Source organism: Streptococcus symci (assembly GCF_006385165.1).
Taxonomy (GTDB): Bacteria; Bacillota; Bacilli; order Lactobacillales; family Streptococcaceae; genus Streptococcus; species Streptococcus symci.
On the sequence record NZ_VFJA01000003.1, the window covers coordinates 173,002 to 198,833 of the forward strand.

The 25,832-nt window shown below is 39.0% G+C and carries 30 protein-coding genes and 1 other annotated feature; of the genes, 5 read left to right on the forward strand and 25 right to left on the reverse strand.

Annotated elements, in window-relative coordinates; genetic code table 11:
* Together FJN11_RS07460 and FJN11_RS07465 are read right to left on the reverse strand one after the other, a co-directional pair.
* A complete protein-coding gene (locus FJN11_RS07460) occupies positions 1–702 on the reverse strand; it encodes an ABC transporter ATP-binding protein (RefSeq protein ID WP_000811471.1) in 702 nt (233 codons plus the stop codon).
* Positions 686–1,894 carry an efflux RND transporter periplasmic adaptor subunit gene (locus tag FJN11_RS07465; protein WP_181146404.1) on the reverse strand — a complete coding sequence of 403 codons (1,209 nt, stop codon included), beginning with the start codon at positions 1,892–1,894 and terminating at the stop codon, positions 686–688. Before FJN11_RS07465 ends, FJN11_RS07460 begins: the two co-directional genes overlap by 17 nt.
* A 291-nt stretch (positions 1,895–2,185) precedes the next feature.
* Between FJN11_RS07465 and gor the strand changes: the two genes are divergently transcribed.
* A complete protein-coding gene (gene gor / locus FJN11_RS07470; RefSeq protein ID WP_140224247.1) occupies positions 2,186–3,532 on the forward strand; it encodes a glutathione-disulfide reductase in 1,347 nt (448 codons plus the stop codon).
* 188 nt (positions 3,533–3,720) lie between these two features.
* A complete protein-coding gene (locus FJN11_RS07475; RefSeq protein WP_140224248.1) occupies positions 3,721–4,257 on the forward strand; it encodes a biotin transporter BioY in 537 nt (178 codons plus the stop codon).
* Positions 4,258–4,310: 53 nt separating this feature from the next.
* Here FJN11_RS07475 and FJN11_RS07480 read toward each other — a convergent pair whose 3' ends face one another.
* Positions 4,311–4,526 carry a YdbC family protein gene (locus FJN11_RS07480; RefSeq protein WP_000807422.1) on the reverse strand — a complete coding sequence of 72 codons (216 nt, stop codon included), beginning with the start codon at positions 4,524–4,526 and terminating at the stop codon, positions 4,311–4,313.
* 98 nt (positions 4,527–4,624) lie between these two features.
* On the opposite strand from FJN11_RS07480, the gene FJN11_RS07485 reads away from it, so the two are divergent.
* Entirely contained in the window at positions 4,625–4,945 is a 321-nt protein-coding gene (locus FJN11_RS07485; RefSeq protein WP_140224249.1) for a hypothetical protein, read from the forward strand.
* Between the two features lie 30 nt (positions 4,946–4,975).
* On the opposite strand, the gene FJN11_RS07490 is transcribed toward FJN11_RS07485, so the two are convergent.
* From FJN11_RS07490 to rpsP, 7 genes are all read right to left on the reverse strand, one after another.
* Entirely contained in the window at positions 4,976–5,314 is a 339-nt protein-coding gene (locus FJN11_RS07490) for an ATP cone domain-containing protein (RefSeq protein ID WP_001196040.1), read from the reverse strand.
* An 11-nt stretch (positions 5,315–5,325) separates the two neighbouring features.
* Entirely contained in the window at positions 5,326–6,045 is a 720-nt protein-coding gene (gene trmD, locus FJN11_RS07495) for a tRNA (guanosine(37)-N1)-methyltransferase TrmD (RefSeq protein ID WP_004260780.1), read from the reverse strand.
* Entirely contained in the window at positions 6,035–6,553 is a 519-nt protein-coding gene (gene rimM, locus FJN11_RS07500; protein WP_057487241.1) for a ribosome maturation factor RimM, read from the reverse strand. The genes trmD and rimM overlap by 11 nt, the downstream gene beginning before the upstream one ends.
* Positions 6,554–6,583: 30 nt before the next feature.
* Positions 6,584–7,372: an alpha/beta fold hydrolase gene (locus tag FJN11_RS07505; protein ID WP_049551869.1), complete on the reverse strand. Its 789-nt coding sequence runs from the start codon at positions 7,370–7,372 to the stop codon at positions 6,584–6,586.
* Positions 7,373–7,479: 107 nt separating this feature from the next.
* The gene (locus FJN11_RS07510; protein WP_049551885.1) at positions 7,480–8,031 is read right to left on the reverse strand and encodes a hypothetical protein; all 552 of its coding nucleotides are present in this window, start codon (positions 8,029–8,031) and stop codon (positions 7,480–7,482) included.
* 109 nt (positions 8,032–8,140) lie between these two features.
* Positions 8,141–8,380 (reverse strand): RNA-binding protein KphA, encoded by a 240-nt coding sequence (gene kphA, locus FJN11_RS07515; RefSeq protein WP_000379617.1) that lies wholly within the window; start codon positions 8,378–8,380, stop codon positions 8,141–8,143.
* Between the two features lie 19 nt (positions 8,381–8,399).
* Positions 8,400–8,672 (reverse strand): 30S ribosomal protein S16, encoded by a 273-nt coding sequence (gene rpsP, locus FJN11_RS07520; protein WP_000268760.1) that lies wholly within the window; start codon positions 8,670–8,672, stop codon positions 8,400–8,402.
* A 467-nt stretch (positions 8,673–9,139) separates the two neighbouring features.
* Between rpsP and FJN11_RS07525 the strand changes: the two genes are divergently transcribed.
* The gene (locus tag FJN11_RS07525) at positions 9,140–9,943 is read left to right on the forward strand and encodes a peptidylprolyl isomerase (RefSeq protein WP_023946405.1); all 804 of its coding nucleotides are present in this window, start codon (positions 9,140–9,142) and stop codon (positions 9,941–9,943) included.
* Positions 9,944–9,998: 55 nt separating this feature from the next.
* On the opposite strand, the gene FJN11_RS07530 is transcribed toward FJN11_RS07525, so the two are convergent.
* From FJN11_RS07530 to FJN11_RS07565, 7 genes are all read right to left on the reverse strand, one after another.
* Positions 9,999–11,540, reverse strand: a complete 1,542-nt coding sequence (locus tag FJN11_RS07530) for an ABC-F family ATP-binding cassette domain-containing protein (protein WP_140224250.1) — start codon at positions 11,538–11,540, stop codon at positions 9,999–10,001.
* Between the two features lies 1 nt (position 11,541).
* A complete protein-coding gene (locus tag FJN11_RS07535; protein WP_125431039.1) occupies positions 11,542–12,024 on the reverse strand; it encodes a VanZ family protein in 483 nt (160 codons plus the stop codon).
* Positions 12,024–13,109, reverse strand: coding sequence for a dual-specificity RNA methyltransferase RlmN (gene rlmN / locus FJN11_RS07540; RefSeq protein WP_000804760.1), 1,086 nt, complete (start codon positions 13,107–13,109; stop codon positions 12,024–12,026). Before rlmN ends, FJN11_RS07535 begins: the two co-directional genes overlap by 1 nt.
* Before the next feature lie 20 nt (positions 13,110–13,129).
* On the reverse strand, positions 13,130–13,660 hold the full coding sequence (locus tag FJN11_RS07545) for a YutD family protein (protein WP_140224251.1): 531 nt from the start codon (positions 13,658–13,660) through the stop codon (positions 13,130–13,132).
* A 156-nt stretch (positions 13,661–13,816) separates the two neighbouring features.
* Positions 13,817–14,422: a superoxide dismutase SodA gene (gene sodA, locus FJN11_RS07550; RefSeq protein WP_049551865.1), complete on the reverse strand. Its 606-nt coding sequence runs from the start codon at positions 14,420–14,422 to the stop codon at positions 13,817–13,819.
* 369 nt (positions 14,423–14,791) lie between these two features.
* On the reverse strand, positions 14,792–15,829 hold the full coding sequence (gene holA, locus FJN11_RS07560; RefSeq protein WP_049551710.1) for a DNA polymerase III subunit delta: 1,038 nt from the start codon (positions 15,827–15,829) through the stop codon (positions 14,792–14,794).
* 32 nt (positions 15,830–15,861) lie between these two features.
* Complete coding sequence (locus FJN11_RS07565) at positions 15,862–16,797, reverse strand: dihydroorotate oxidase (RefSeq protein WP_049551709.1); 936 nt, start codon at positions 16,795–16,797, stop codon at positions 15,862–15,864.
* Between the two features lie 244 nt (positions 16,798–17,041).
* Here FJN11_RS07565 and gdhA point away from each other — a divergent pair, with 244 nt between their 5' ends.
* A complete protein-coding gene (gene gdhA / locus FJN11_RS07570) occupies positions 17,042–18,388 on the forward strand; it encodes an NADP-specific glutamate dehydrogenase (RefSeq protein WP_049551708.1) in 1,347 nt (448 codons plus the stop codon).
* A 134-nt stretch (positions 18,389–18,522) separates the two neighbouring features.
* Here gdhA and FJN11_RS07575 read toward each other — a convergent pair whose 3' ends face one another.
* The 8 genes from FJN11_RS07575 to FJN11_RS07615 form a co-directional block, all read right to left on the reverse strand.
* Positions 18,523–18,978, reverse strand: coding sequence for a hypothetical protein (locus FJN11_RS07575; protein WP_049551707.1), 456 nt, complete (start codon positions 18,976–18,978; stop codon positions 18,523–18,525).
* Positions 18,979–19,620 carry a hypothetical protein gene (locus FJN11_RS07580; RefSeq protein ID WP_140224252.1) on the reverse strand — a complete coding sequence of 214 codons (642 nt, stop codon included), beginning with the start codon at positions 19,618–19,620 and terminating at the stop codon, positions 18,979–18,981.
* Entirely contained in the window at positions 19,617–19,904 is a 288-nt protein-coding gene (locus FJN11_RS07585; protein ID WP_049551705.1) for a hypothetical protein, read from the reverse strand. The genes FJN11_RS07580 and FJN11_RS07585 overlap by 4 nt, the downstream gene beginning before the upstream one ends.
* 305 nt (positions 19,905–20,209) lie before the next feature.
* Entirely contained in the window at positions 20,210–21,253 is a 1,044-nt protein-coding gene (locus tag FJN11_RS07590; RefSeq protein ID WP_049551704.1) for an SPFH domain-containing protein, read from the reverse strand.
* Between the two features lie 266 nt (positions 21,254–21,519).
* A complete protein-coding gene (rplL, locus tag FJN11_RS07595; protein ID WP_001196965.1) occupies positions 21,520–21,888 on the reverse strand; it encodes a 50S ribosomal protein L7/L12 in 369 nt (122 codons plus the stop codon).
* A 72-nt stretch (positions 21,889–21,960) separates the two neighbouring features.
* Positions 21,961–22,461 (reverse strand): 50S ribosomal protein L10, encoded by a 501-nt coding sequence (rplJ, locus tag FJN11_RS07600; protein ID WP_045606104.1) that lies wholly within the window; start codon positions 22,459–22,461, stop codon positions 21,961–21,963.
* 38 nt (positions 22,462–22,499) lie between these two features.
* Positions 22,500–22,635, reverse strand: a sequence feature (ribosomal protein L10 leader region).
* 73 nt (positions 22,636–22,708) lie between these two features.
* Positions 22,709–23,968 carry a TRZ/ATZ family protein gene (locus tag FJN11_RS07610; RefSeq protein WP_049551703.1) on the reverse strand — a complete coding sequence of 420 codons (1,260 nt, stop codon included), beginning with the start codon at positions 23,966–23,968 and terminating at the stop codon, positions 22,709–22,711.
* Positions 23,969–24,082: 114 nt separating this feature from the next.
* Positions 24,083–25,831, reverse strand: coding sequence for an ABC transporter ATP-binding protein (locus tag FJN11_RS07615; protein WP_140224253.1), 1,749 nt, complete (start codon positions 25,829–25,831; stop codon positions 24,083–24,085).
* Position 25,832 lies beyond the last annotated feature (1 nt).

The window sequence follows — 25,832 nt, forward strand, 5'->3', positions numbered from 1 at the left end:
TTAGTTTTCCTCCTTTTCTAACTGAGCACTATCAGATGAAATAACTCCATCTCGAATGACAATCTGGCGTTTGGCATAAGCAGCGATCTCAGGCTCATGCGTTACCATGATAATGGTTTTTCCTTCTTTATTTAGTTCAACCAATAGTTGCATAATTTGATTCCCTGTTTTGGTATCCAAGGCTCCTGTCGGTTCGTCCGCTAGAATAATAGAAGGATTATTTACCAAGGCACGCGCAATAGCCACACGTTGCTTTTGACCACCAGATAATTCCGAAGGCAAATGGTGACTACGTTCTGTCAATTCAACTTTATCTAGATATTCCTCAGCTAACTTGCGCCGTTTTGAAGCCGAAACTCCTGCGTAAATTAAGGGTAATTCTACATTTTGCAGAGCATTGAGTTTAGATAGAAGAAAGAACTGCTGAAAGACAAATCCGATTTGTTGGTTGCGGACCTTGGCTAGTTGTTTTTCACCTAGTCCAGCCACTTCTTGACCTTCAAGATAATACTCTCCACTGGTTGGTGTATCCAACATGCCAATCGTGTTCATGAGGGTTGACTTACCAGAACCAGATGGTCCCATGATGGCAACAAATTCACCCTCATTCACTTCTAGGTTGATATTTTTGAGAACCTGCAGTTCTTGGTCACCGTTACGGTAGCTTCTGCAGATATTTTTTAGACTAATTAGTTGCTTCATCAGCCTTCACCTCTTTTCCTTCCTCTAGAGAAGACGTTGGGTTACTGATGACCTTGACTCCATTTGTCAGACCTGAAGTGATTTCTTGGTTGTCTGCATCAGCATTGCCCAAACCAACTTCCACTTTCTTGGCCTTTTTCTGCTCGTCAAGTACCCAGACATAGTTCTTATCATTTTCAGTCACAACACTTGTTAAAGGAACCAGAATAGCTTTACTCTTATTCTTAACCTCAACACTTACTGAGAATCCTTGTTTCAAGTCACCGATTTCACTTGTAACATCGATGGTATATGGATATTTAGAACCAGAATTACCACCTGCTGCGGCAGTAGCTGCACTTGCTGCTTCACCATTGTTTTTAGGGTAGTCAGAAATGTAGCTAATCTTACCAGTCCAGCTCTTATCTTGGTAAACTTTAGAAGTAAAAGTTACTTCTTGACCTACAGATAAGTTAGCGAGGTTATATTCAGATAGTTCCCCCTTAACTTGCAAATTTTCATTGCTAACGACATGAACTACCACCTGGCTAGCTCCAGTTGGAGATTTAGAAACATTACGGTTGACTTCGACCACAGTTCCTTCTAGAGTGCTGAGGACCGTCATGGCATCCAACTGACTTTGAGCCTTGCTTAATTGTGCTGCTGCATCTGCACGAGCATCACGCGCATCCCCTAGTTGCGCATCAATAGATGACACTGCATTTCCTGAGACTGGAGCTGGAGTTTGGGCTGTTGCACCTTCGCCTCCTGCTGGCGCTGGTAACTGTGGAGCCGGAGCTGAAGCGGCTTCATTTCGTGCTTGATTGAGTTCATTGATATGACGATCTGCCTTAGCTACTGCTCGACTAGCTGAATCATAGGCCGCCTGCGCTTCTGAACTACTGTACTTGACTAAAGCCTGTCCTTCACTGACTTTATCACCCACAGAAACACGAATTTCATCTAAATCACCCTTACTAGCATCAAAATAAACATATTGTTCATTTTTTGCTGTTACTGTCCCTGACAATAAAACAGAGGATGCCACGCTTCCTTCCTTGGCAACAACAAGATGAGTAGGCTCATCTTTTACAGCAGTCTGAGAAGGTTGTCTAAAGAGTAAAATGCCCCCAGCACCCAATACAACTACACTTGCAGCACCGATTGCTGCATACAATTGCCACTTTTTAGCTTTACGATTCTTCTTCATAATGAAACTCCTTTTTGATTTAAAGTCCTTAACAATATTATATAAAAATTAGCAAATATAAACAATAACAGTTCAGAACGAAATAATGACATTTCGGGATTTGATTATTGTTCGGAATCTATTTTTTACTACCATTGTACTAGTTATATAATACACTTTATTTTTCCTTTTTGCAAGCCTTTTCTTTAATTTTTTTAAACGTAGCAGATTTTTGCAATCAGATAAAAAAAAAGATAGAATATGACTATCAAAAAATGACACTCTACTATTTAAAAGAGTACAAAGGAGTTTTTAATGAGAGAATATGATATCATTGCTATCGGTGGAGGTAGCGGAGGAATTGCTACCATGAACCGTGCTGGTGAACACGGAGCTAAAGCGGCCGTTATTGAGGAAAAGAAATTAGGTGGAACCTGCGTCAATGTCGGTTGTGTTCCTAAAAAAATCATGTGGTACGGAGCACAAATCGCTGAGACTTTCCATCAATTTGGAGAAGACTACGGCTTTAAGACTACTGATCTTAACTTTGACTTTGCAACCCTACGTCGCAATCGTGAAGCCTATATTGATCGCGCTCGTTCTTCTTATGATGGCAGTTTTAAACGCAACGGTGTAGACTTGATTGAAGGTCATGCTGAATTTGTAGATTCTCATACTGTCAGCGTAAATGGTGAGCTGATTCGTGCTAAACATATCGTGATTGCTACTGGTGCCCATCCAAGTATTCCAAACATTCCCGGTGCTGAACTAGGTGGCTCTTCTGATGATGTATTTGCCTGGGAAGAATTGCCAGAGTCAGTTGCAATTCTAGGCGCGGGTTATATCGCTGTTGAATTGGCTGGCGTACTCCACACCTTTGGTGTCAAAACAGATCTCTTTGTTCGTCGTGATCGTCCTTTACGTGGTTTTGATTCTTACATCGTTGAAGGTCTGGTAAAGGAAATGGAAAGAACAAAATTACCACTTCATACTTACAAAGTTCCTGCTAAGTTAGAAAAAACTGCTGAAGGCATTACCATTCATTTCGAAGATGGTACTAGTCACACAGCTAGTCAAGTTATCTGGGCTACTGGTCGCCGTCCAAACATTAAGGGCTTGCAACTTGAAAAAGCTGGAGTAACTCTGAACGAACGTGGCTTTATCCAAGTGGATGAATACCAAAATACTGTTGTTGAGGGAATCTACGCTCTAGGTGATGTAACAGGCGAAAAAGAACTAACTCCAGTTGCTATCAAGGCTGGACGTACTTTGTCTGAGCGTCTCTTTAACGGAAAAACAACTGCTAAAATGGACTACACAACTATTCCAACTGTTGTCTTTTCACACCCTGCTATCGGAACTGTTGGATTGACAGAAGAGCAAGCTATTAAAGAATACGGTCAAGACCAAATCAAGGTTTACAAATCAAGCTTTACTTCTATGTACTCTGCTTGCACCAGCAATCGTCAAGAAACTCGTTTCAAATTGATCACAGCTGGTTCAGAAGAAAAAGTTGTCGGACTTCATGGAATTGGCTACGGGGTTGATGAAATGATTCAAGGATTTGCTGTTGCTATCAAAATGGGAGCAACCAAGGCAGACTTTGATGCAACTGTGGCGATTCACCCAACTGCATCTGAAGAATTTGTAACTATGCGTTAATCGAAATAAAAGAAGCTGATACAAATGTGTCTGCTTCTTTTTTGATGATTTACGAATCGATGAAAACAACTTACTCAGTCAGCAAATCGGCTGTTACAGTATTTGTTACCTTGTTTTTAAAAATTGGTTGACAATAATTACTCTACGAGTATAATAGTTACTATACATCAGAAAAGAGGTTAACTATTTTGAAAAAAGCTCACGTTTATGCTATCCCTGCTATTGGGGCTGCTCTCATTGCTGTTTTGGCACAAATCAGTCTTCCAATTGGACCTGTTCCCTTCACTCTGCAAAACTTTGCAATCGGCTTGATTGCTACTGTCTTTAGACCTAGAGAGGCTGTACTTTCTGTTGGACTCTATCTTCTTTTAGGTGCAATCGGTCTTCCTGTCTTTGCAGGAGGTGGAGCAGGATTTCAGGCTTTAGTTGGCCCTACTGCAGGATATCTTTGGTTTTATCTTGTTTATTCTGGACTTACTTCATCTCTAACTGACAGCAAGAGTGGAGTTGTCAAGATTTTTCTTGCAAACCTCTTGGGTGATGCCCTTGTCTTTGTCGGCGGGATTCTAAGCTTGCATTTCCTAGCTGGAATGGCATTTGAAAAAGCTCTTGTGGTGGGGGTTCTTCCCTTTATCATTCCAGACCTTGGTAAACTTCTTGCTATTAGTCTTATTAGTCGTCCACTACTTCAACGCCTTAAAAATCAGGCTTACTTTGCTAACTAAAAAAGGATATCGAGTTGTCATGACTCAATATCCTTTTCTTTCATTTTGAAAACTTAGTTTCCTTTAAAGGCATCCACCATGGTTTGAAATTCTTCATTGGAGAGAGTAATCCCTTTGCCCATTTTAGTATGATCTGGACTCCAAGCACGAATATCAAACTTTGCAGGAGCACCATTAAAGCTCACACGGTTGATTTCCTTGGTCCAACCTTTTTCGTTTTCAGAAAGAGTCAACAAGTGCTCTTCGATTTCAAATGTAAATTCTGCCATTTTCTTCTCCTTTTTTAGCTTTCATTTGATTATTCGTAAAATCTTGTAGATTTTAGGAAAATTTTATATAATATTGATATAAAAGAAGGGAGGCCAATATGAGACATAAATTCCAGCAAGTTCTTGATAAAATACATGACTTTTTAAATGGATATGACCAATCAGACCAGACTGAAAGCAACTCCCTTACAGCCACTATTGAAGAGGCTATCCAGAAACAAACCGCTGTTCACCTTATCTTGTCTGAGACAAGTTTTACAGGTGACATCATCAAATACGATCAGCAACGCCAGCAAATTATCGTGAAAAATTTTGCCAAAAATGTGACCCGTATTATCCGCATAAGCGATATTCAACGCCTGCGATTTGTCCCTTCAACTGTCCAAACAGCCCAAAAAAATAGATTTAAGAAAGAGTGAGATGTAGTTGCTTCATCCCACTCTTTTTTCTTAGCGAATTTGTTCAAAATGTAAATGAACGGCGATATGATCTCCATAACCACTTCTTTCCAAGTCACGTTGTAAACGATAGGAAATGTAGTGTTCAGCAATGGTAATGTAACCTGCACCCAGTAAACGATGTTCAACCATAGACTGAATCATGCTGATAGTAGCGCGTTCTACCTTGGCTTCTTCCAAGTCCAAAACCACTTTCTTAGTGACTTGTGCAAGGTTTTGACGCAAATCATCTGTCAATACATAGACAGTTTGTGCTGCCTTTAAGATAGCTTGGTAAATCTTATCTGGATTAAATTCAGCAATTTCTCCATCACGTTTGATTACTTGCATAGGTATCTCCTTTATTCTTTGTTTTCTTTGATTTCTGCCAGCATTTTTTCTTCTTCTGCTGTCAGTTGATAATTTTCTAACAAATCCGGTCTGCGCTCGTAGGTTTTCTTTAAGCTCTCATACAATCGCCACTGACGAATCTTTTCATGGTGCCCGCTCATCAGTACATCTGGCACGACCATGCCTCGATAATCATAGGGACGTGTGTACTGAGGATATTCAAGAAGGCCAGAAGAAAAACTATCATCTTGGTGGCTAGACTCCTTGCCAATCACTTCTGGAATCAGGCGAACCGTCGCATCAATCATGGTCATGGCCGCCAACTCGCCACCAGTGAGGACATAATCGCCTAGGGAAATCTCATCTGTCACCAAGGTCTTAATTCGCTCATCATAGCCCTCATAGTGACCGCAGATAAAGATCAGTTCCTCTTCTTTGGCCAAATCCTCAGCGTAAGCTTGATCAAACTGTTTCCCAGCAGGATCGAGGAGAATGACGCGCGGATTTTTCTTTTCAATAGCATCAAAAGCATCGAAAATGGGTTGGGCTCGGAGCAACATCCCCTGACCGCCTCCGTATGGCTCGTCATCTACATGGCGGGCCTTTTCAGCATTTTCTCGAAAATTATGATACTGGATATCCAAGAGCCCCTTTTCTCGAGCCTTTCCAACGATTGAGTGCTCCAGTGGAGAGAACATCTCTGGAAAGAGGGTTAAAATATCAATCTTCATCGTCTAACCCTTCTAAGATTTCCACATCGACCCGGTTATTCGGAATATCAACATTGAGAACCACTGGTGGAATATAAGGTAAAAGCAAGTCACGTTTACCTTTTCGCTTGACCACCCAGACATCGTTGGCACCTGGTTGTAGGATTTCCTTGATGGTTCCAATCAAGTTATCACCCTCATAGACTTCCAAACCGATAATCTCGTGATAATAAAATTCACCATCGTCTAGGTCATTCAAATCTTCCTCAGCAACCTTGAGACTGTATCCCTTGTACTTTTCAATAGCATTGATATGGTACATATCTTTGAATTTAATAATGTCAAAGTTCTTCTGTTTACGGTGGCTAGCGATGGTCACTGTTTGAACAAACTGATCTTTTTCATCAAACAAGGCTAGCTCAGTACCTTTTTTAAACCGTTCTTCTGCAAAATCCGTCACAGACAAGACTCGCATCTCACCCTGCAACCCCTGCGTATTGACGATTTTCCCAACATTAAAGTAGTTCATCTTGTCTCCTGTACTCTATTTCTTTCCATCTTATTCGGACAATTCTCGAATAATAGTCACAATTTTTTCTGATTCTGACCATTGTAAATAATGGTGATTCCCTCCTAAAATAAGTTTAGTATTGGAAGTCCAATATTCTGATTCTCTGTACTCTTTTTCTCTATAAGGCTGACAAAAAATAAATACAGGGACATGAGATTCTATCGATACATTCTCAAAATCTTCCTCAGTAATCTCTCCAGATATATGAAATCCAGTATCTTGATTTTCCAACTCTGACCCTTTTTCTTGCATTAATTCCCAGATTTCTTTATTAGTTTCAGGGCTAAATGTCTCTTGAGTTAAGTTCTTAAAATAAAGTTCAGGACCACACTCCTCAATCAGCCTCATCTGCTTTTCCATTTCTGGATAAGGATTTTCTGAAAAATCAGCAAACATGACGTTTTTAGTTGTCGGTTCCATTGCTACTAAAGCCTGACACTTAATTGGTTTCTTGAGCAATTTACAAGCTAAAATTCCACTCAAACTATGTGCACAAAGTATGTATTCAGAAATCGCCAATTCTTCAAGTACTTTATAAACCGCATCTGCAAGATTATCTAGATTTTTTCCAGCTTGGTCATGAATCGGACTCCAACCTGTGTTCGGAAAATCAATTGTCAAATAACCAATTGTAGGAGGAAGTTTTTCAAGTATAAGTGAAAAATTTTCATAACTTGGTAGCAAACCTACGCCACTTAAACAAACTAGCATTTTCTTTTGCTTTTGATAAGTAACAGAGAGACTACCAATTTCTGTAGATACTTCAAACCTCTTCATAAAGAAATCCACTCGTTCTATATAATGAATTATTAAAAATCCTTATCCTTTATTTTATCACGTTCCAAGGATTTTCTCAAGTTGGAGGAAAATACATAGAGGGCCCGCTATAGTCCAAAAAGTGCTAATATTTTCCTCTTTAATGTTAATTTATATTTGAAAGATGAGATATTTACATTCCCGTTATACATATTGCTATAAAATGTATATTCCCCAATTTCACCCTGACTTGTTTTCCATTTCATTCTTAAACTAGGCATGTTCTCTGGTAAATTTGTATGAATCAATAAGCATGTATAATTCTTTAAATTTTTAACTGTATGCAGTTTATTATTTACAATCAAACAATCGTTTCTTGAATCATAGTTTAAAGAATAAAATTCTACTATTTCAATATCAACTTCCTTTGGATAAAAAATCAAATGGTTATAATGTTTATCATTTTCATCATGTTTAAACTCATATATATGATGAAATCTCGTATGTAAGGAATCAAATTCGATTGGTTTAATTACCTGAATTTCGATATTATTGATATAGGCCTTATTCTGAAAACTAATTTTTAAAATTACACCTATAAAAGTCGAAATCTGTAAAATTCGCAATAACCAATCAATGTACATTGCCCAATCTATGTTTAAAATACAATCAATGTTCATTCTTTTCCAGCCCCCCTTTAAAAAGCCTTCCAAATCACGTTCATGTTGGTACTTAATGGCTGCAATTTTACACTTCTCACAAAAAAGCGAGACATTCGTCCCGCCCTTCTTATTTTTCGTCAATAACGATTCTTACTTTTTTGTCTTCAGTTGGGACAGAGTAGACAATCGTTCTTATCGCAGAAATAGTGCGACCCTTACGACCGATTACACGACCCACATCACTTTGATCAAGATCCAAATGATATTCCAAAAATTCTGGTGTATCTTCAATCTTGATAGTTAAGGCATCTGGTTGTGAAATCAAGGGTTTCACAATCGCAATAATGAGATTTTCAATCGTATCCATCTGTCAACCTACTTTAAACTTATTTTGAGAATTTAGAATCGTGGAATTTCTTCAATACACCTTCTTTTGAAAGGATGTTGCGAACTGTATCTGAAGGTTGAGCTCCATCAGCCAACCATGCAAGAACGCGGTCTTCTTTCAAAGTTACTTGGTTTTCAGCAACAAGTGGGTTGTAAGTTCCAACTGTTTCAATGAAACGTCCGTCACGTGGTGAACGTGAATCTGCTACGTTGATACGGTAGAAAGGTTTTTTCTTAGAACCCATACGAGTCAAACGGATTTTAACTGCCATTTTTAAATTCTCTTTTCTTATTTTTTTTATTTCGGTGAAATAGCTGAGCTATTTAGCACATGTTCTATTATATCAGATTTCTGGCAGGTGTCAAGAAAAAAACTTGACAGACTATAAATTTTTTAAACCATTTATAAATTTGTTAGAAGTAGGAAATAAATGTTTGAAAGAGGCTATCAGTGAATACTATTTTAGAAACATTTTATAAAGACCACCAAGTCACGACCTTCATGACCATTTTTCAGAAGAAGAATTAGCTGGTCACTTTTCGATTCGTGGTTATAAAATAACTCCAAAAGGAAAGCACATACTGGAACATACCAGGACATTGTTGACCGTCATCCAAAGAAAAATCTCTAAGCAAGCGACTTTTTGGTTGGCTCCTCTAAAACTACCTTGTCACTAATATTTGAAATCCCCTTCTTTTTAGGGTACAATGGTAGAAATGAATTTTTGAGAGGAATAGAATGAAAAAACTAGCAACCCTTCTTTTACTGTCCACTGTAGCCCTAGCTGGATGCAGCAGCATCCAACGCAGCCTGCGTGGTGATGACTATGTTGATTCCAGTCTTGCTGCTGAAGAAAGTTCCAAAGCAGCTGCCCAATCTGCCAAAGAGTTAAACGATGCTTTAACAAACGAAAACGCCAATTTCCCACAACTATCTAAAGAAGTTGCTGAAGACGAGGCTGAAGTGATTCTCCACACAAGTCAAGGAGATATCCGTATCAAACTCTTCCCTAAACTCGCTCCTCTAGCGGTTGAAAACTTCCTCACTCATGCCAAAGAAGGCTACTATAACGGCATTACCTTCCACCGTGTCATCGATGGCTTCATGGTTCAAACTGGAGATCCAAAAGGGGACGGTACAGGTGGTCAGTCCATTTGGCATGACAAAGATAAGACTAAAGACAAGGGAACTGGTTTCAAAAACGAGATTACTCCTTATCTCTATAACATCCGTGGCGCTCTTTCTATGGCTAACACTGGTCAACCAAACACCAATGGTAGCCAGTTCTTCATCAACCAAAACTCTACAGATACCTCTGCTAAACTCCCTACAAGCAAGTATCCAAAGAAAATCATCGAAGCCTATAAAGAAGGGGGAAACCCTAGTCTAGATGGCAAACACCCAGTCTTTGGTCAAGTGATTGACGGTATGGATGTTGTAGATAAAATTGCCAAAGCCGAAAAAGATGAAAAAGACAAGCCAACGACTGCTATTACTATCGATAGCATCGAAGTGGTGAAAGACTACAATTTTAAATCATAAAAACCAAAAAAATACAGTATCCACATTCGGTACTGTATTTCTTTTACTCTCATTCTTAAGTTAAATTATTAAAATCCCAGATTTGGTCCATCCAGCCTTCATAGAAGTCTGGTTCGTGGCAGACCATAAGGATAGACCCCTTGTATTCTTTGAGAGCACGTTTGAGTTCATCCTTGGCATCCACATCCAAGTGGTTGGTCGGCTCGTCCAGCACTAAAACGTTGTTTTCACGATTCATCAAGAGACAGAAACGCACTTTTGCTTGTTCCCCACCTGACAAGACTTGAATTTGGCTTTCAATATGCTTGGTTGTCAAACCACAACGGGCAAGGGCTGCACGGACATCTGCTTGGTTGAGGGCCGGAAAGGCATTCCAGACAGCCTCTAGTGGGGTTTGGCGATTACCACCTTCTACTTCCTGTTCAAAATAACCAAGTTCTAGGTAGTCACCGCGTTCAACTTCCCCAGCAATTGGTGGAATAATACCTAAGAGAGATTTTAAGAGAGTTGTTTTCCCGATACCATTGGCACCGATAATAGCAACCTTTTGATTACGTTCAAAGGTAAGATTTAAAGGCTTGGTCAGAGGACGGTCATAACCAATCTGCAAATCCTTGGCTTGGAAGATAAAGCGCCCTGGCGTACGAGCTGGTTTGAAATCAAATGATGGTTTTGGTTTCTCACTTTGCAATTCGATAATATCCATCTTATCCAATTTCTTCTGACGGGACATGGCCATGTTTCGTGTTGCAACACGCGCTTTGTTTCGGGCAACAAAGTCCTTAAGGTCGGCAATCTCTTTCTGCTGACGTTCGTAGGCTGCCTCTAGCTGAGATTTCTTCATAGCATAGACTTCTTGGAACTGGTAGTAGTCACCAGAGTAACGCGTCAGCTGTTGATTTTCCACATGATAGACAATATTAATAACATCATTGAGGAATGGAATATCGTGTGAAATAAGGACAAAGGCATTCTCATAGTTTTGGAGATAGCGCTTGAGCCAATCAATATGCTCAGCATCCAAATAGTTGGTCGGCTCGTCCAAAAGCAAGATATCGGGCTTTTCAAGGAGGAGTTTAGCCAAAAGCACCTTGGTTCTTTGCCCACCTGACAAAGAGGTTACATCCGTATCCATGCCAAAGTCCATGACACCAAGGGCACGCGCTACTTCATCAATCTTAGCATCCAAAGTATAGAAATCACGACTCTCTAAACGGTCTTGAAGTTCTCCCACTTCTTCCATGAGAGCATCAACATCCGCTCCGTCTTCAGCCATTTCCATATAGAGGTCATTGATACGGACTTCAGCTTTGAATAGCTCATCAAAGGCCGTACGGAGAACATCGCGTACCGACTGCCCTTCAGCAAGGACGGAGTGCTGATCCAAGTAACCAGCAGTCACATATTTGGACCACTCAACCTTCCCTTCATCTGGCAGCATTTTACCAGTCACAATGCTCATAAAGGTTGATTTCCCTTCACCATTGGCACCAACCAGACCGATATGTTCCCCCTTGAGGAGACGGAAGGACACATCTTCAAAAATTGCACGGTCACCAAAACCGTGACTCAGATTTTTAACTTCTAAAATACTCATTTTAATTCCTTATCTTGTTTTTATGTAATTGTTTATAGAGAAGCCAAGCCAGATAGCCACCCAAGGTATTGGTCCACAAATCATCAATCTCAAAGACGCGATTAAAATCAAAGAAAAAATCCAAAACCAACTGCGTACACTCAATTCCAAGACTCACAAGAAAACTGAAAAAAATCACTTTTCTTGTTTTCCGCAAGTTTGGAAAGAGATAAAGGAGTTGAAACACCAAAGGAAAAAGTAAGAAGACATTAAGGATATTTTGTAGAAAAATCCAATATAATTGTCCAATGTCACTCACTTCACCTAGTTTCCAGAGAGAATTGAAAGGAGTCAAAAGAAAAACCAGGCGTCCAAGATGCTGAATACCTGGAGTTTCCACTCCCACGGGAGAATGTTCTTGAGGAGTAAAGCAAAAATAGACAATGCAAATGCTATAGAAAATAACTCCCCAGACCAAAATATGATTATAAGTCTTCTTCATCATTAAGGGTTGACTGCTGCGACTGCCTTCTGGCGGTCACGTTTCATTGTATTAGAACGCAATTGTCCACAAGCTGCATCAATATCAGTACCATGCTCTTGACGAACAACACAGTTAACCCCTTTTTTCTTAAGCGTATCATAGAAGGCCAGGACTCGCTCTTTAGGACTACGGCTATATTGGTCATGCTCACTAACTGGGTTATAAGGAATCAAGTTGACATAAGACAATTTCTTGATATTCTTGAGCAATTCAGCCAATTCCAAGGCTTGTTCTACACCGTCATTGACTTCATTGAGCATGATATACTCAAAGGTCACACGGCGATTGGTTGTTTCGATATAGTACTCAATAGCCGCAAAGAGTTTTTCAATTGGAAAGGCACGGTTAATCTTCATGATGCTTGAGCGCAGTTCATTATTAGGTGCGTGAAGGGAAACGGCAAGATTGACCTGAACTCCTTCATTAGCAAAATCACGAATTTTATGGGCCAAACCTGAGGTTGAAACCGTAATGTGACGAGCACCGATGGCCATTCCCTTGTCATCATTGATAGTACGGACGAAATTCAAGACATTGTTGTAGTTATCAAAGGGCTCACCGATACCCATGACAACGATATGGCTGACGCGTTCATCCTGACCACGCTCATCAAAGTATTTCTGAACCAGCATGATTTGCGCTACGATTTCCCCATTATTGAGGTCACGTTGTTTCTTAATCAAACCAGAGGCACAGAAGGTACAACCGATATTACAGCCGACCTGAGTGGTCACACAGACAGATAAACCGTAGTGTTGACGCATGAGTACTGTCTCAATCAACATACCATCTGGCAATTCAAAAAGATACTTGACAGTACCATCAGCAGACTCTTGAACGATACGTTGTTTCAAGGGATTGACCACAAACTGGTCATTAAGCTTAGCAATCAAATCCTTGGAAAGGTTGGTCATCTCTTCAAATGACTGAACACGTTTACGGTAAAGCCATTCCCAGATTTGATCTGCACGGAATTTCTTTTCTCCCTGCTCCAAAACCCATTCCTGCATGGTTTGACGTGTTAAACTATAAATTGACGGTTTCATTTCTTCTCCTTATTCTCTACTCACTTCTGACGAATGACAAAATGACGTTGTCCCTTGTCCTCTTTCTGAGAATGCTGGTCTTTCTGACGACGTCTATTTTTCTTATCTGCATTCGGTTTTCGTTTAGTTTGAGCCGATTTCTTTCCTTTTCTAGAAGGCTGTTCTTCTTCCTTCTTACGCATTTTCTTATCAAATGATGCGCGCTTAGGGGCTTCATTTGATAAGACAAAATAGGCACAACCATAACTACAATACTCTAAAAGGTAGTCTTGTAAACGACTGATTTTTTCAAGTTTTTCTTCTGTTCGATCATCCTTATAAAAACCTCGTAGGCGAAGCTGTTCGTTGCTCCAGTCTCCCACGATATAATCAAACTTTGTTAAGACTTCTGAAAAACGCTGATTAAAAGCCGTCACATCAAAGGCATCCTTGATATTTTCCACCAAGGAAAAAGCTATCCCTTCCGTTTCGACCTTCTCCCCATGTAAATGGAACTCAGGACCAGGAAACTTGTTATAGTTGTATAATTCAGGTGCAATTTCTTTTCGCATAGATATCCTTTTTTCACGATTACTTAATACTTTATTCTACCATAATTTCTAGCAGTTAGCACGTTTCTCATAAAAATGAAAAAAGTCTGACGATTTTGTCAGACCAAAATAATATAACCTTAAAAAGAGAAGAACAATTCTTCCCTCCAACTATCATTATTTAGCAGCTGCGTACAATTCATCTACTTTGTTCCAGTTGATCACTGAGAAGAAAGCTTTGATGTAGTCAGGACGCACGTTGCGGTATTTCACGTAGTATGCATGTTCCCAAACGTCCAAGCCCAAGATTGGTTTTTTACCTTCTGAGATTGGTGTGTCTTGGTTTGCTGTTGAAGTCACTTCAAGTTTCCCTTCTTTGTTGACAACCAACCATGCCCATCCTGAACCAAAACGAGTTGTTGCTGCTGCAGTGAAGGCCGCTTGGAATTCTTCAAATGAACCAAATGTTGCATCGATTGCTGCTGCAAGTTCTGCTGAAGGAGTTGTTTTCTCAGGACTCATCAATTCCCAGAAAAGAGCGTGGTTCAAGTGTCCGCCACCGTTATTGATAAGTGCTTGACGGATATCAGCTGGAATAGATTCTACATCAACAAGCAAGGCTTCAAGATCTTCACCGATTTCAGGGTGTTTTTCAAGAGCTGCATTAGCATTGTTGACATAAGTTTGATGGTGTTTGTCATGGTGCAAGTGCATTGTTTCCGCATCGATGTATGGTTCCAAAGCGTCGTATGCATATGGAAGATCTGGTAAGATAATAGCCATCTGTAATACCTCTTTTTCTTTCTATATGAAAATGATAACGCAAACATTCACTTTTTTCAAGTTTTTTGCTTATAGATAAGGAAATCACTGAAATATATTCTAATAATACTCTTCGAAAATCTCTTCAAACCGCGTCAACGTCGCCTTGCCGTAGGTATGTTACTGACTTCGTCAGTCTTATCTACAACCTCAAAACAGTGTTTTGAGCTGACTTCGTCAGTCTTATCTACAACCTCAAAGCAGTGCTTTGAGCAACCTGCGGCTAGTTTCCTAGTTTGCTCTTTGATTTTCATTGAGTATAAAACAAGCAAATCAGCAAGAAACCCACGACAAGATAATCCTGACGCGGGTTGTAGTTTCAAAAAAATATCAATTTACCTGACTAGCAATCTGTAAGAGTGCCTTTTCAAAAAGGAAACTCTTTTCATAGAGACCTGTTTTAATCTGATAATCTGTCTCAATCAAGTAGGAAATAACTTGTTTCAAAAAGCTCAAGGAAAGTCCTCTTGAATCTCTCAGCGCAAACTTAATCTGATAGGGATTTGGATTGCGTCCGAGAAAACTTCCTAGACTACTTGCAATCTGCGCTTCTGTTTGCCCAGACTCCGACAAAATCTTCACCTGAGTAAAAGTCCGAAATTGTCCTAGCATGACTGCAATCAACTTGATTTCATCTTCTCCTTGCAAGGTCAAGTCTCTAACCAAATCTCGCGCCTGGTCCATCTTTTTAGTCAGAATAAACTGAGTTAAATCAAAAATATTGTCCTGCAAGGTCTTGGGAATTGCGTTAACAATATCCTCTTCCTCGATAACAGAGTCTTCCTTATAGGACTGTAAAAAGAGGAGATTTTTCTGAATTGCGCTAAATTGAAAACCCGACTTGATAAGGAGATTTTCAAAAGAATGATTGGTAAACTGCAGACCTTCTTTCTGGCTCCACTTTTGGAAATACTGGCGCAATTCTTGTTCTTTAGCTTCTATTGCATCAAAGAGCTTGGCATCACGCTTAAGTAATTTAACCAATCGTCTTTTGCTATCCAGCTTTCCTTCTGCAAAGATTATCAACTTGGTTGTTGGGGAAGGATTGTCAAGGTATTCCTCAAACGACTTGAGCTCGTCATCTGTCAAAAAGCGCTTTTTAGCAGTTGTGATATCGACAAAATGATCTAATATCACGATTTTCTCATCCGCAAAGAAAGGAAGGCTGACCAACTCCAGTTCCACATCCTTGTAAACTACTTCTTTCATATCAAAGTAGGCAAAGTTAAGGTCAGCAGAATCATAGCCAATCTGTTTCAACACTTGACTCTTCATAACTTCAAACTGGCCCTGGTCTGTCCCTGTAAATAGGATCAGACTGGGTAAATTTGATAAAGTCAACTTCTGGCTTTCTTCAATAGCTAGCATCTTCTCTCCTTTCTTCTGATTTTTTAATGAATTTAGTCAATATAGCGCAATTTCCCACGGAAATCTTCTAGGCTCTCGTACCCTTTTTCCGCCATGATTGCTTTCAGTTCATTGGTAATACGTTCGAAGGTACCGACACCTTCTTTGTGAAGGGTAGTTCCCACCTGCACCATACTCGCTCCACAGAGGATATGTTCAAAGGCATCTCTACCAGTCAGAACGCCACCTGTTCCGATGATTTGGATTTGAGGATTTAAACGTTGATAAAAAGCATGAACATTCGCTAGAGCAGTCGGTTTGATGTACTCCCCACCAATCCCACCAAAACCATTTTTAGGACGAATAACGACGGACTCATCTTCTATATATAGGCCGTTTCCGATAGAGTTGACGCAGTTTACAAACTTAAGAGGATACTTATTGAAAATAGCTGCCGCTTGGTCAAAGTGAACAATATCAAAATATGGTGGCAATTTAATTCCTAAAGGTTTGGTAAAATAGGCAAATACCTCTGCCAAAATCCGGTCTGTTGTCTCAAAATCATAGGCAATCTGAGGTTTACCTGGAACATTTGGACAGGAGAGATTTAGCTCAGTCAGACCACGAAACTCACTCTCTTGGACTTTTTTCAAGATAGTATGGGTTTCCTCTGGAGACATGCCGACTAGAGATAAGAAGAAAGTCCGGTTCGGCTCTTTTTCCTGCAGATCCAAAAGATAGTCCAAATAATAATCTAAGCCATTATTCGGTAATCCCATAGAGTTGATAGAACCAAGGGGAATATCTTGATAGCGTGGTTCAGGATTTCCCTGACGAAAGTCCAAGGTCGCAGTCTTGGTCACAAAAGTTCCTGCCGCTGAGTTTTTAACCCCTTCTAACTCCTCTATCGTCATACAAGCCACACCTGCTGCATTCATCAAGCAATTGTCAAACTCAAAACCAGCAATTTGTGTTTTCGTTGATACCATGATTCTGATCCTCCAGATTCCTTTTATTGCTAATATTATACCATATTTTCAGCTTTTCTCTTCAAGAAAGTCATTTATAAGAAAAACGTTCGTTTTTTATCCACTTTCTAAAATTTCCAATTTCAAACAACCCAAAAAATCAAATTGAAAGAATTTTTAGAAAATTTTTGTTTTTCTCTTTACAGTTAAAAAAATTTCTGCTATAATGACACACATAATTAAATTAGAATTTAAGGAGAACGATATGACATCTGCTAAAGAATATATCCAAAGCGTGTTTGAAACTGTGAAAGCTCGTAACGGGCACGAGGCTGAATTCCTCCAAGCTGTTGAAGAATTTTTCAACACTTTGGAACCTGTATTTGAAAAACACCCTGAGTATATCGAAGAAAATATATTGGCACGTATTACTGAGCCAGAACGCGTGATTTCTTTCCGTGTTCCTTGGGTTGACCGTGATGGAAAAGTTCAAGTAAACCGTGGCTACCGTGTTCAATTCAACTCAGCTGTTGGACCATACAAAGGCGGACTTCGTTTCCACCCAACTGTAAACCAAGGGATTTTAAAATTCCTCGGATTTGAACAAATCTTTAAAAACGTTTTGACTGGACTTCCAATCGGTGGAGGTAAAGGGGGATCAGACTTCGATCCTAAAGGTAAAACAGATGCTGAAGTAATGCGCTTCTGCCAAAGCTTCATGACTGAATTACAAAAACACATCGGACCATCACTTGATGTACCTGCTGGTGATATCGGTGTTGGTGGACGTGAGATTGGTTACCTTTACGGTCAATACAAACGCCTTAACCAATTTGATGCTGGTGTCTTGACTGGTAAACCTCTTGGATTTGGTGGTAGCTTGATTCGTCCAGAAGCAACTGGTTACGGTTTGGTTTACTATACTGAAGAAATGCTCAAAGCTAACGGTAACAGCTTTGCTGGTAAGAAAGTGGTTATTTCAGGTTCTGGTAACGTTGCTCAATACGCTCTTCAAAAAGCAACTGAACTTGGTGCTACTGTAATCTCTGTATCTGACTCAAACGGCTATGTTATCGATGAAAATGGTATCGACTTCGATCTTTTGGTTGATGTTAAAGAAAAACGTCGCGCTCGTTTGACTGAGTATGCAGCTGAGAAAGCAACTGCTACTTATCATGAAGGTTCTGTATGGACTTACGCTGGAAACTACGATATCGCTCTTCCATGTGCTACTCAAAACGAAATCAACGGTGAAGCTGCTAAACGCTTGGTTGGTCAAGGAGTTATCTGTGTATCTGAAGGTGCCAACATGCCAAGCGACCTTGATGCTATCAAAGTTTACAAAGAAAATGGTATCTTCTACGGACCTGCCAAAGCTGCCAACGCTGGTGGTGTAGCCGTTTCAGCCCTTGAAATGAGCCAAAATAGCCTTCGCCTCTCATGGACTCGTGAAGAAGTTGATGGACGTCTCAAAGACATCATGACAAACATCTTCAACACAGCTAAAACAACTTCAGAAACATACGGTCTTGATAAAGACTACCTTGCAGGAGCTAACATTGCTGCCTTTGAAAATGTAGCAAATGCTATGATTGCACAAGGTATTGTTTAATACTTGAAAAAAGTTAACAAAAAGCAACAGCTAGACAGTTGTTGCTTTTTGTATTTTAAAGAAAATAAACTTGCTAGGTTTTAGAAACAATATCAAAATAGCTATCAGATAATAGCATTTCTATTATCTTAAAATCAAGAAACTATAAAAGTTTTACTGCAAGTTTCACAGGTCAATTCACTTCCAATGACTCCATCTGTTGGCTTATGACAAGTAGGACAATAAACACGTTTTGCTGATAATTTATAAGATAACTCATCTCGCAATTCTTTTCCTTTAATTTCAATAACATCCTCACCTTGTTCTTCAAACTTAAGAACTGTTATCAAAGCTTTGTCATATTGTTTCATTCGTGGCTGTTTTAAGAATAAAAAAGATGATATAAGCAAAAATAGGAAAAATAAAACAAACAAAATTGTAACTATTAAAAGCCACATAAAGTAGAAATCGTGAAGTAATCCTTCTTTTTTTCCTAATAACCATCTTATTTCTTTATCTATGGACTGATAAAATTTCAAGCCCGAAAGAATACATATGAAAGATACTATAGGATAAACAACCTTGGAAATGATTAAACGATAGCGTCTCATTTATATTTCCTTTCTAGATAACCATGCACCGCAATAATCACATGATTTACCTTGCCCTAGATCAAGCAGATTCTCACCACTACATGATGGACAAATAACGGGATATGTATTTTTGTTAATCTGGTGATTTTCAAATAAAGTGAATAAAGCTTGTATTTGATTTCGTTTCTTAACTTCCTCTTCTCTCTTTGACTTACGATAAGTCATTACCAATATTGAGATCACACTAAACAAATACCACGGAGCTAAAAGAAATAGAAATCGAATAGACCATTCCCTAGATTTTTCATCTTCAAAAAATGATGATAAAATGATTAAAACAAGCATTTGAAGTAAATTCTTCTGTTTTAATTTCTTCAAGGAAAAGGAATCTTTAATTGTTTCTCGAAATAAATATAAAATAATTAAAGCAACTAGTAAAAAGAAAACATTCTGAAATGATAAAAATAAAAAACTGATAACAACGGGAATTCCAATAGATTTTGCCAAAATTATAAAATCAAGATTTTTCAATATAAAGATAGTTAGTCCATCATCTATAGAAAAGATAGCAAGTGATAAAACTACAAAACAGAGTATTACTATATTTGAAATTAACCAATGAAAGCCTTTTTCCCAATTATTCTTAATATACTGTTTCACCTATCTTCTCCTCTAGTTGCTATATATTCTCTATAAAGAGCTTTCCCATTATATATCTCATCCAAAGCTTTGACTTTAATTTTTATATTTTCTAAAACACCAAAGCTATAAAATGCAAAGGAAGACAAAAAGAAACCCGATAAAGAGAAAACAATAGGAGTTAATATTGAGAAAATCGGCTTACCATGTACTAAAAATAGAGTTACGAACAATAAAGAAATAAAAAACGTTGCGCTTGTCAATCCCATAAAAAGTATACTTAATAAACGAAATACTTGGTACATCTACTATATCCTCTTGTCATAGAACTTGTCTAAGTAATCCCTTACTCTTTTAAAAAGATTTCCTAATATCTTTCAGGGAATTGGTGTATTTATTCATACATTTCCATACTTAGAATTACATAATTTGAAAGATCTAAAAACGAAATAAAAGATCTTAGTTTTAGATTTCTAAGAAAAAGGGAAACTCTGGCAATCCCAGATTTCCCAAATAAATTCAAAAGTAAATTTGAAAATACAAAAAATCAAAGATTAAAGATAATACTTAAACTAGATTGATATAAAAATGATTTTTCCAATAATTTGAATTATCTTTCGTGCCCGCAATTAGAACAGAAGTTTGCTCCTTCCAAAAAAGCAGTCCCGCATTGGCTACAAAACTTAGCTAAGCCTGTTTCTCCTTTGAGGTCAGTTTGATGCTGTTTAACATCTTTGTCAAATGAATTCCTATCTTCAATCTGATCCACCAAGTTGCTAAATTTAGCTCCCAAGGAAAGTCCCATAGCTATTTCCACGCCTGCTCCCATTAGATTTCCTGCAGAATCATTATTTTTTGCTGCCTCTTCTAAAAGATCAAATTGTCTCTCTTCTTGATAAGTATACTCTTCAATATCTCTACCAGCCTGCTTGCTTTTGGCTTCCAAAATTTGCTTGTGGAATTTAAAGATTTCTCTATATCCATTGCTATTCTGATTTACCTTTAAAGCCTCAATGTTAAATTCCTCAATACTAATTCCATATTTAGAAAAATGGCTGGATAAAATAGCTGACAAAGCAACAGACATATCAAAACTGTGCATCTCAATATCAAGAATTGGAATCTTATGGTTGTATATTACTTGTGAAATAGCTGAACTAATCAACCCACTAACAGTTTGTCTAAACCGTTTTTGTAAAATAGGAGCTGTTATAATATCGGGGTGACTTGGCATAAATTCTAATATAAAAGCTTCTAAGTCTACAATTCGAGGAATGAAATTTCCATGTATTTTCAATTCTACAGGAATATCACTTTCTGGATCTCGAACCATTATAGGAGAAGAAGTTCCCCATCCAATCGGTTGTAAATCATACATATTCACAAACCACAAAAACAATGAGTCAGACGAAATACCTCCACTTAGAAAGTTTTTTATTCCTGAAACTACTTGAATATCATATCCTTCAATCTTATGTTTACCAGCATCATAAGTAGTTACTGCTCTTCCATTTGAAAACAATACAGCACACTGACCAGGGTTTACAATTACAGTTGCTCCTATCTTGATATTCGTTTTAGGATGTCTCCAAGCAAGTATATTCCTTGTATCTTCACCTTCATAACGAATAACATCAAACAAATTTAATGCCATCTTTTCTCCTCTAAAATGAAAACTATAAATTATAAGATTAATCTTCCATACCTATATTACTATTATATAACCCCTTTGTTGAAAAGGCAACTCATACTTATAAATTATTATCTTTGGAGCAATCCCCTATATGAGTTGTTGATGTCCTGGAGAAACTTTATAAATAGTTTGACCCTTTTTTGCCCCTTTTTAAACCAAAATAAAAACCGCTACTCCTAAGAATAGCGGTTTAATCATGTTTTTAAGCTACTAATGTAGTTACTCTATTATTTAAGAGTAACTGAAGCTCCAGCTTCTTCCAATTTAGCTTTGATTTCTTCAGCTTCTGCAGTTGCAACACCTTCTTTAACAAGTGCTGGTGCACCATCAACAAGTTCTTTAGCTTCTTTAAGACCAAGACCTGTGATTTCACGTACAACTTTGATAACGCCAACTTTTTTGTCGCCTGCAGATGTCAATTCAACGTCGAATGAATCTTTAGCAGCACCAGCGTCAGCAGCACCAGCTGCAGCAACAGCTACAGGAGCAGCTGCAGTTACACCAAATTCTTCTTCGATAGCTTTTACAAGGTCGTTCAATTCAAGGATTGAAGCTTCTTTAATTTCAGCAATAATGTTTTCAATGTTCAATGCCATTGTTATTTCCTCCAAATATGTTTTAAATTTATAATAGATTTTCGTAGCTACGCTACGCTGCGTAGCTTAAGATTAAGCTGCGTCTTCTTTGTTGTCTGCAACCGCTTTGACTGCAAGAGCAACGTTGCGCACTGGCGCTTGAAGTACAGAAAGGAGCATAGAAAGAAGTCCTTCGCGGTTTGGAAGAGTTGCAAGTGCAAGAATCTCTTCTTTAGATGCGACAGCGCCTTCGATTGCACCACCTTTAATTTCAAGTGCTTCAGCGTCTTTAGCAAAATCGTTCAAGATTTTCGCTGGTGCGATAACATCTTCGTTAGAAAATGCTACTGCAGATGGTCCAACAAATACTGATGCAAGATCTTCAAGACCAGCTTTTTCAGCTGCACGACGCAAGATTGAGTTTTTAATAACTTTATACTCAACTTCGCTTCCACGAAGCTCACGACGAAGAACTGTATCTTGCTCAACTGTCAAACCACGAGCGTCTACAACGACGATAGATGCAGCAGCTTTCATTTTTTCAGCTACTACGTCAACTAGTTCCGCTTTTTTAGCAATAATTGCTTCACTCATTAGTGTGTTCACCTCCGTTATTATTTTGCTTGGGGAATTTTTCCAAAAGAAAAACGCGCCCAAACCTAGACACGAAAGTACAATACGCTTCTTTTTACATGATACGTTTTGTCCTCGGTAGGATACTTATGAGTCGAGCTCCCCTACTGTCTTAGGCAGTTTTTTCAAACCGTATATAAGTATAGCATAGTCAAAAAAAGAATGCAAGATTTTTGCAAACTTTTTTTAAATTTTTTTGATTTTTCTTTTAAAGTTCTACTGTCAAGACTTGACCTTGCTTCACAACCTGTTCTCCGGCGATATAAACATCATCTACATCACTGGATTTAACAGCATAAACCAGGTGAGAAAGCATATTTTCTTGGGGTTGGAGATGAATTTTTCCTTGTGGTTGAATAACGAGAAAATCTGCCTGTTTACCTACTTCCAGACTTCCTATCTGATTTTCCATTCCTAGGACCTTAGCACCTTCGATTGTCAGAGCCTTGAGAGCTGTTTCGATAGGGAATTGGCTAGCATCTCCACTCTTCATTTTCTGAAGGAGAGCTGCAGTCCGTCCTTCCTCAAACATATCAAGGTTGTTGTTGGAGGCAACCGAATCCGTCGCAATTCCAACCGCTACTCCTGCTTTTTGCAGTTGAATGATAGGAGCAATCCCTGATGCCAATTTGAGATTACTGATAGGATTGTGGGCAATAGACACTTGAGAAGTTGCCAAGCGTTCAATTTCTCTCTCGTTTAATTCGACCCCGTGAGCAAAGACAGACGGATGATCTAAGTAACCAAGTTCTTCTAGAAAAGCAAGAGGACGTTTGCCGTATCGTTTCAGGATAATTCCTGACTCCTCCTTGGTCTCCGCCACATGGATATGGAGAGGAATATTTAGCTCTTTTGCCATGTCTAAACTCGCTTGTAGCAAGTCTTGATTACAGCTGTAAGGAGAATGAGGGGCTACCATAACCTTAAAATTTGGATTTTTATATCCAATAATTTCCTCAATAATTGCTCGAGTTTTACTTATCGTCTCAGCAGTTGTTTCTGCCTCTGAAGAAAAGAGAGTCGGCGAGAAATAACAACGCATCTTGGAATCTTTCACTGTCTGATAAATCCGCTCAATATCCACACCATTGGGATTATACATATCGTTAAAGGTTGTTGTACCTGACTGGAGCATCTCTGTCAGAGCTTCTTTAACTGCCTTGGTAGTCATGTCGGGTGTAAACTCAGCCTCTGCTGGCCAGATATAGTCATTGAGCCATTCATGGAGATTACTGTCATCTCGGATTCCTCTCAATCCTGTCATAGCAGAATGGGTATGGCAATTGACCAAACCAGGCATAATCCAGGCTCCCTGATAGTCTATAATCTGCTCAGCTTGCTCTAAAATCTCTGACTTCTCTTGACCGACATAGACGATTTGAGAATCCTTAACAGCTAAGATTCCATCAAGATAGACATGGAAATCTTGGTCACAAGTCACAATATTTACATGCTGACAGACTTTCATACTAGGCTCCTTTTCTAAAAGACAATTTACAGTGAACAATTTTTCTAGCTATTGTAACAAAAAAGTCACCCGAAGGCAACTTTTTTTGTCCATAAGATTTCAAAGTAGAAAGGATTAGTCAGAGCTAAAAGCTGCAGCTTGCTGCATTTGGTAATACTTGCCCTTTCGAGCCATAAGTTCCTGATGGTTACCGTATTCCACGATGTCACCATCCACTAAGACAAGGATCAAATCCGCATCCTGAATGGTTGACAAGCGGTGGGCGATGATAAAGCTTGTGCGCCCCTTCATGAGTTTGGCAAAGGCATCCTGTACTAGCACCTCTGTCCGTGTATCAATGGAAGAAGTCGCCTCGTCTAAGATAAGAATCTTGGGAATAGCTAGAAAGACTCGAGCTATGGTCAAGAGTTGAGCCTGACCAACAGATAGAGATTCTCCTGCATTTTCCAACTTAGTATCATAACCCTGTGGCAACTGTTGGATGAAAAAGTCTGCATTGGCTGCTTTGGCAGCAGCAATCACCTGCTCCCGACTGGCTTCAGGATTTCCAAAGGCAATATTATCATGAATGGTCCCTTGCTTGAGCCAAGTTTCCTGTAGCACCATGCCAAATTGTTGTCTCAATGATGCTCGACTATAGTCATAAATGGATTTTCCATCCAACAATATATCTCCTGAGTTAATGGGATAAAAACGCATGAGGAGATTGATAAGGGTTGATTTTCCAGCACCCGTCGGACCGACGATGGCCACCTTGCTACCAGCTGGAATATCAATAGATAAATCCTTAATCAAAATCTTTTCAGGATGGTAGCCAAAAGAGACATGTTTAAAGGAAATAGCTCCCTTAACTTGGTCACTGATCAAGACCTCCTTGCCACTTTCAGCCACCTCAGGACTCTCTAAGACTCTATAAACACGCTCTGCGCAAGCGAGAGCACTTTGCAATTCGGCTAGAACTGAAGAAATATCGTTAAAGGGCTTGGTGTACTGTTGAACATAGTTCAAAAAAGTCACTAAATGCCCAATGGTCAAGGTGGACCCCATCATGATACGATAAGCTCCTACTCCAGCTAAAAGCGCATAAATGAGTGCATTGACAAAGCGAGTCGAAGGATTGACCGTTGAAGAATAAAAGATGGCTGACTGAGAATAGCCTGCGTAGTTGGCATTAGCCTCACGCAGTCTTTTGATAAACTCTGCCTGAGCATTAAAGGACTGGATGATGGTCTGCTGGCTCAACGATTCTTCAATTAATTGTGTCTGAATCCCCCTTGTTTCTGTTTGCTTTTGGAAGAGATGATAGGAGCGTTTGGCAATAAAGCGTGAGATTACCATAGACAATGGCGTCAACAGCAAGACCAAGAGAGTCATGAGGAGATGAATTTGGAGCATGGCTAGAATACTAACCAAAATCATCAAGACGCCAATGAAAAATTGGTTAAAAATCATGGTCAAGCCAACTGCCAACTGTTCGATGTCCGTGGTTACACGACTAACCATTTCTCCACTTCCTTGTCGATCCACAAAGGCAATCGGTAACCAATGGAGCTTGTTGATTATTCTCTCTCGTAAATCTCTGGTATAAGAGAAGATTAGGCGATTATATAGGAGAGGATTGGCCCACTGTACAAGGGTATTTCCTATGACTACCAAGACCATTTGAATAAAAATATGCCAAAAAACTGGTGAAGAACCATCCACAAGGACCTGGTCAATGACCTTCCCAATCAATATTGGTAGGTAGATTGATAAGCCAACCTGGGCAATAGTTCCTAGAAAAGCTAGGAAAAGGAGGAAAGGATGACTTGCAAAATCTTTAGCCAAGCATTTGAGTGTCTGGTTTGCAGTTTGTCGTCTCATG

Coding starts and splice junctions, on each gene's coding strand:
- FJN11_RS07460 (WP_000811471.1), bottom strand. CDS start 702: ATGAAGCAACTAATTAGTCTAAAAAATATCTGCAGAAGCTACCGTAAC.
- gor (WP_140224247.1), top strand. CDS start 2,186: ATGAGAGAATATGATATCATTGCTATCGGTGGAGGTAGCGGAGGAATT.
- FJN11_RS07480 (WP_000807422.1), bottom strand. CDS start 4,526: ATGGCAGAATTTACATTTGAAATCGAAGAGCACTTGTTGACTCTTTCT.
- FJN11_RS07485 (WP_140224249.1), top strand. CDS start 4,625: ATGAGACATAAATTCCAGCAAGTTCTTGATAAAATACATGACTTTTTA.
- FJN11_RS07490 (WP_001196040.1), bottom strand. CDS start 5,314: ATGCAAGTAATCAAACGTGATGGAGAAATTGCTGAATTTAATCCAGAT.
- trmD (WP_004260780.1), bottom strand. CDS start 6,045: ATGAAGATTGATATTTTAACCCTCTTTCCAGAGATGTTCTCTCCACTG.
- rimM (WP_057487241.1), bottom strand. CDS start 6,553: ATGAACTACTTTAATGTTGGGAAAATCGTCAATACGCAGGGGTTGCAG.
- FJN11_RS07505 (WP_049551869.1), bottom strand. CDS start 7,372: ATGAAGAGGTTTGAAGTATCTACAGAAATTGGTAGTCTCTCTGTTACT.
- FJN11_RS07510 (WP_049551885.1), bottom strand. CDS start 8,031: ATGAACATTGATTGTATTTTAAACATAGATTGGGCAATGTACATTGAT.
- kphA (WP_000379617.1), bottom strand. CDS start 8,380: ATGGATACGATTGAAAATCTCATTATTGCGATTGTGAAACCCTTGATT.
- rpsP (WP_000268760.1), bottom strand. CDS start 8,672: ATGGCAGTTAAAATCCGTTTGACTCGTATGGGTTCTAAGAAAAAACCT.
- FJN11_RS07525 (WP_023946405.1), top strand. CDS start 9,140: ATGAAAAAACTAGCAACCCTTCTTTTACTGTCCACTGTAGCCCTAGCT.
- FJN11_RS07530 (WP_140224250.1), bottom strand. CDS start 11,540: ATGAGTATTTTAGAAGTTAAAAATCTGAGTCACGGTTTTGGTGACCGT.
- FJN11_RS07535 (WP_125431039.1), bottom strand. CDS start 12,024: ATGATGAAGAAGACTTATAATCATATTTTGGTCTGGGGAGTTATTTTC.
- rlmN (WP_000804760.1), bottom strand. CDS start 13,109: ATGAAACCGTCAATTTATAGTTTAACACGTCAAACCATGCAGGAATGG.
- FJN11_RS07545 (WP_140224251.1), bottom strand. CDS start 13,660: ATGCGAAAAGAAATTGCACCTGAATTATACAACTATAACAAGTTTCCT.
- sodA (WP_049551865.1), bottom strand. CDS start 14,422: ATGGCTATTATCTTACCAGATCTTCCATATGCATACGACGCTTTGGAA.
- holA (WP_049551710.1), bottom strand. CDS start 15,829: ATGCTAGCTATTGAAGAAAGCCAGAAGTTGACTTTATCAAATTTACCC.
- FJN11_RS07565 (WP_049551709.1), bottom strand. CDS start 16,797: ATGGTATCAACGAAAACACAAATTGCTGGTTTTGAGTTTGACAATTGC.
- gdhA (WP_049551708.1), top strand. CDS start 17,042: ATGACATCTGCTAAAGAATATATCCAAAGCGTGTTTGAAACTGTGAAA.
- FJN11_RS07575 (WP_049551707.1), bottom strand. CDS start 18,978: ATGAGACGCTATCGTTTAATCATTTCCAAGGTTGTTTATCCTATAGTA.
- FJN11_RS07585 (WP_049551705.1), bottom strand. CDS start 19,904: ATGTACCAAGTATTTCGTTTATTAAGTATACTTTTTATGGGATTGACA.
- FJN11_RS07590 (WP_049551704.1), bottom strand. CDS start 21,253: ATGGCATTAAATTTGTTTGATGTTATTCGTTATGAAGGTGAAGATACA.
- rplL (WP_001196965.1), bottom strand. CDS start 21,888: ATGGCATTGAACATTGAAAACATTATTGCTGAAATTAAAGAAGCTTCA.
- rplJ (WP_045606104.1), bottom strand. CDS start 22,461: ATGAGTGAAGCAATTATTGCTAAAAAAGCGGAACTAGTTGACGTAGTA.
- FJN11_RS07610 (WP_049551703.1), bottom strand. CDS start 23,968: ATGAAAGTCTGTCAGCATGTAAATATTGTGACTTGTGACCAAGATTTC.
- FJN11_RS07615 (WP_140224253.1), bottom strand. CDS start 25,831: ATGAGACGACAAACTGCAAACCAGACACTCAAATGCTTGGCTAAAGAT.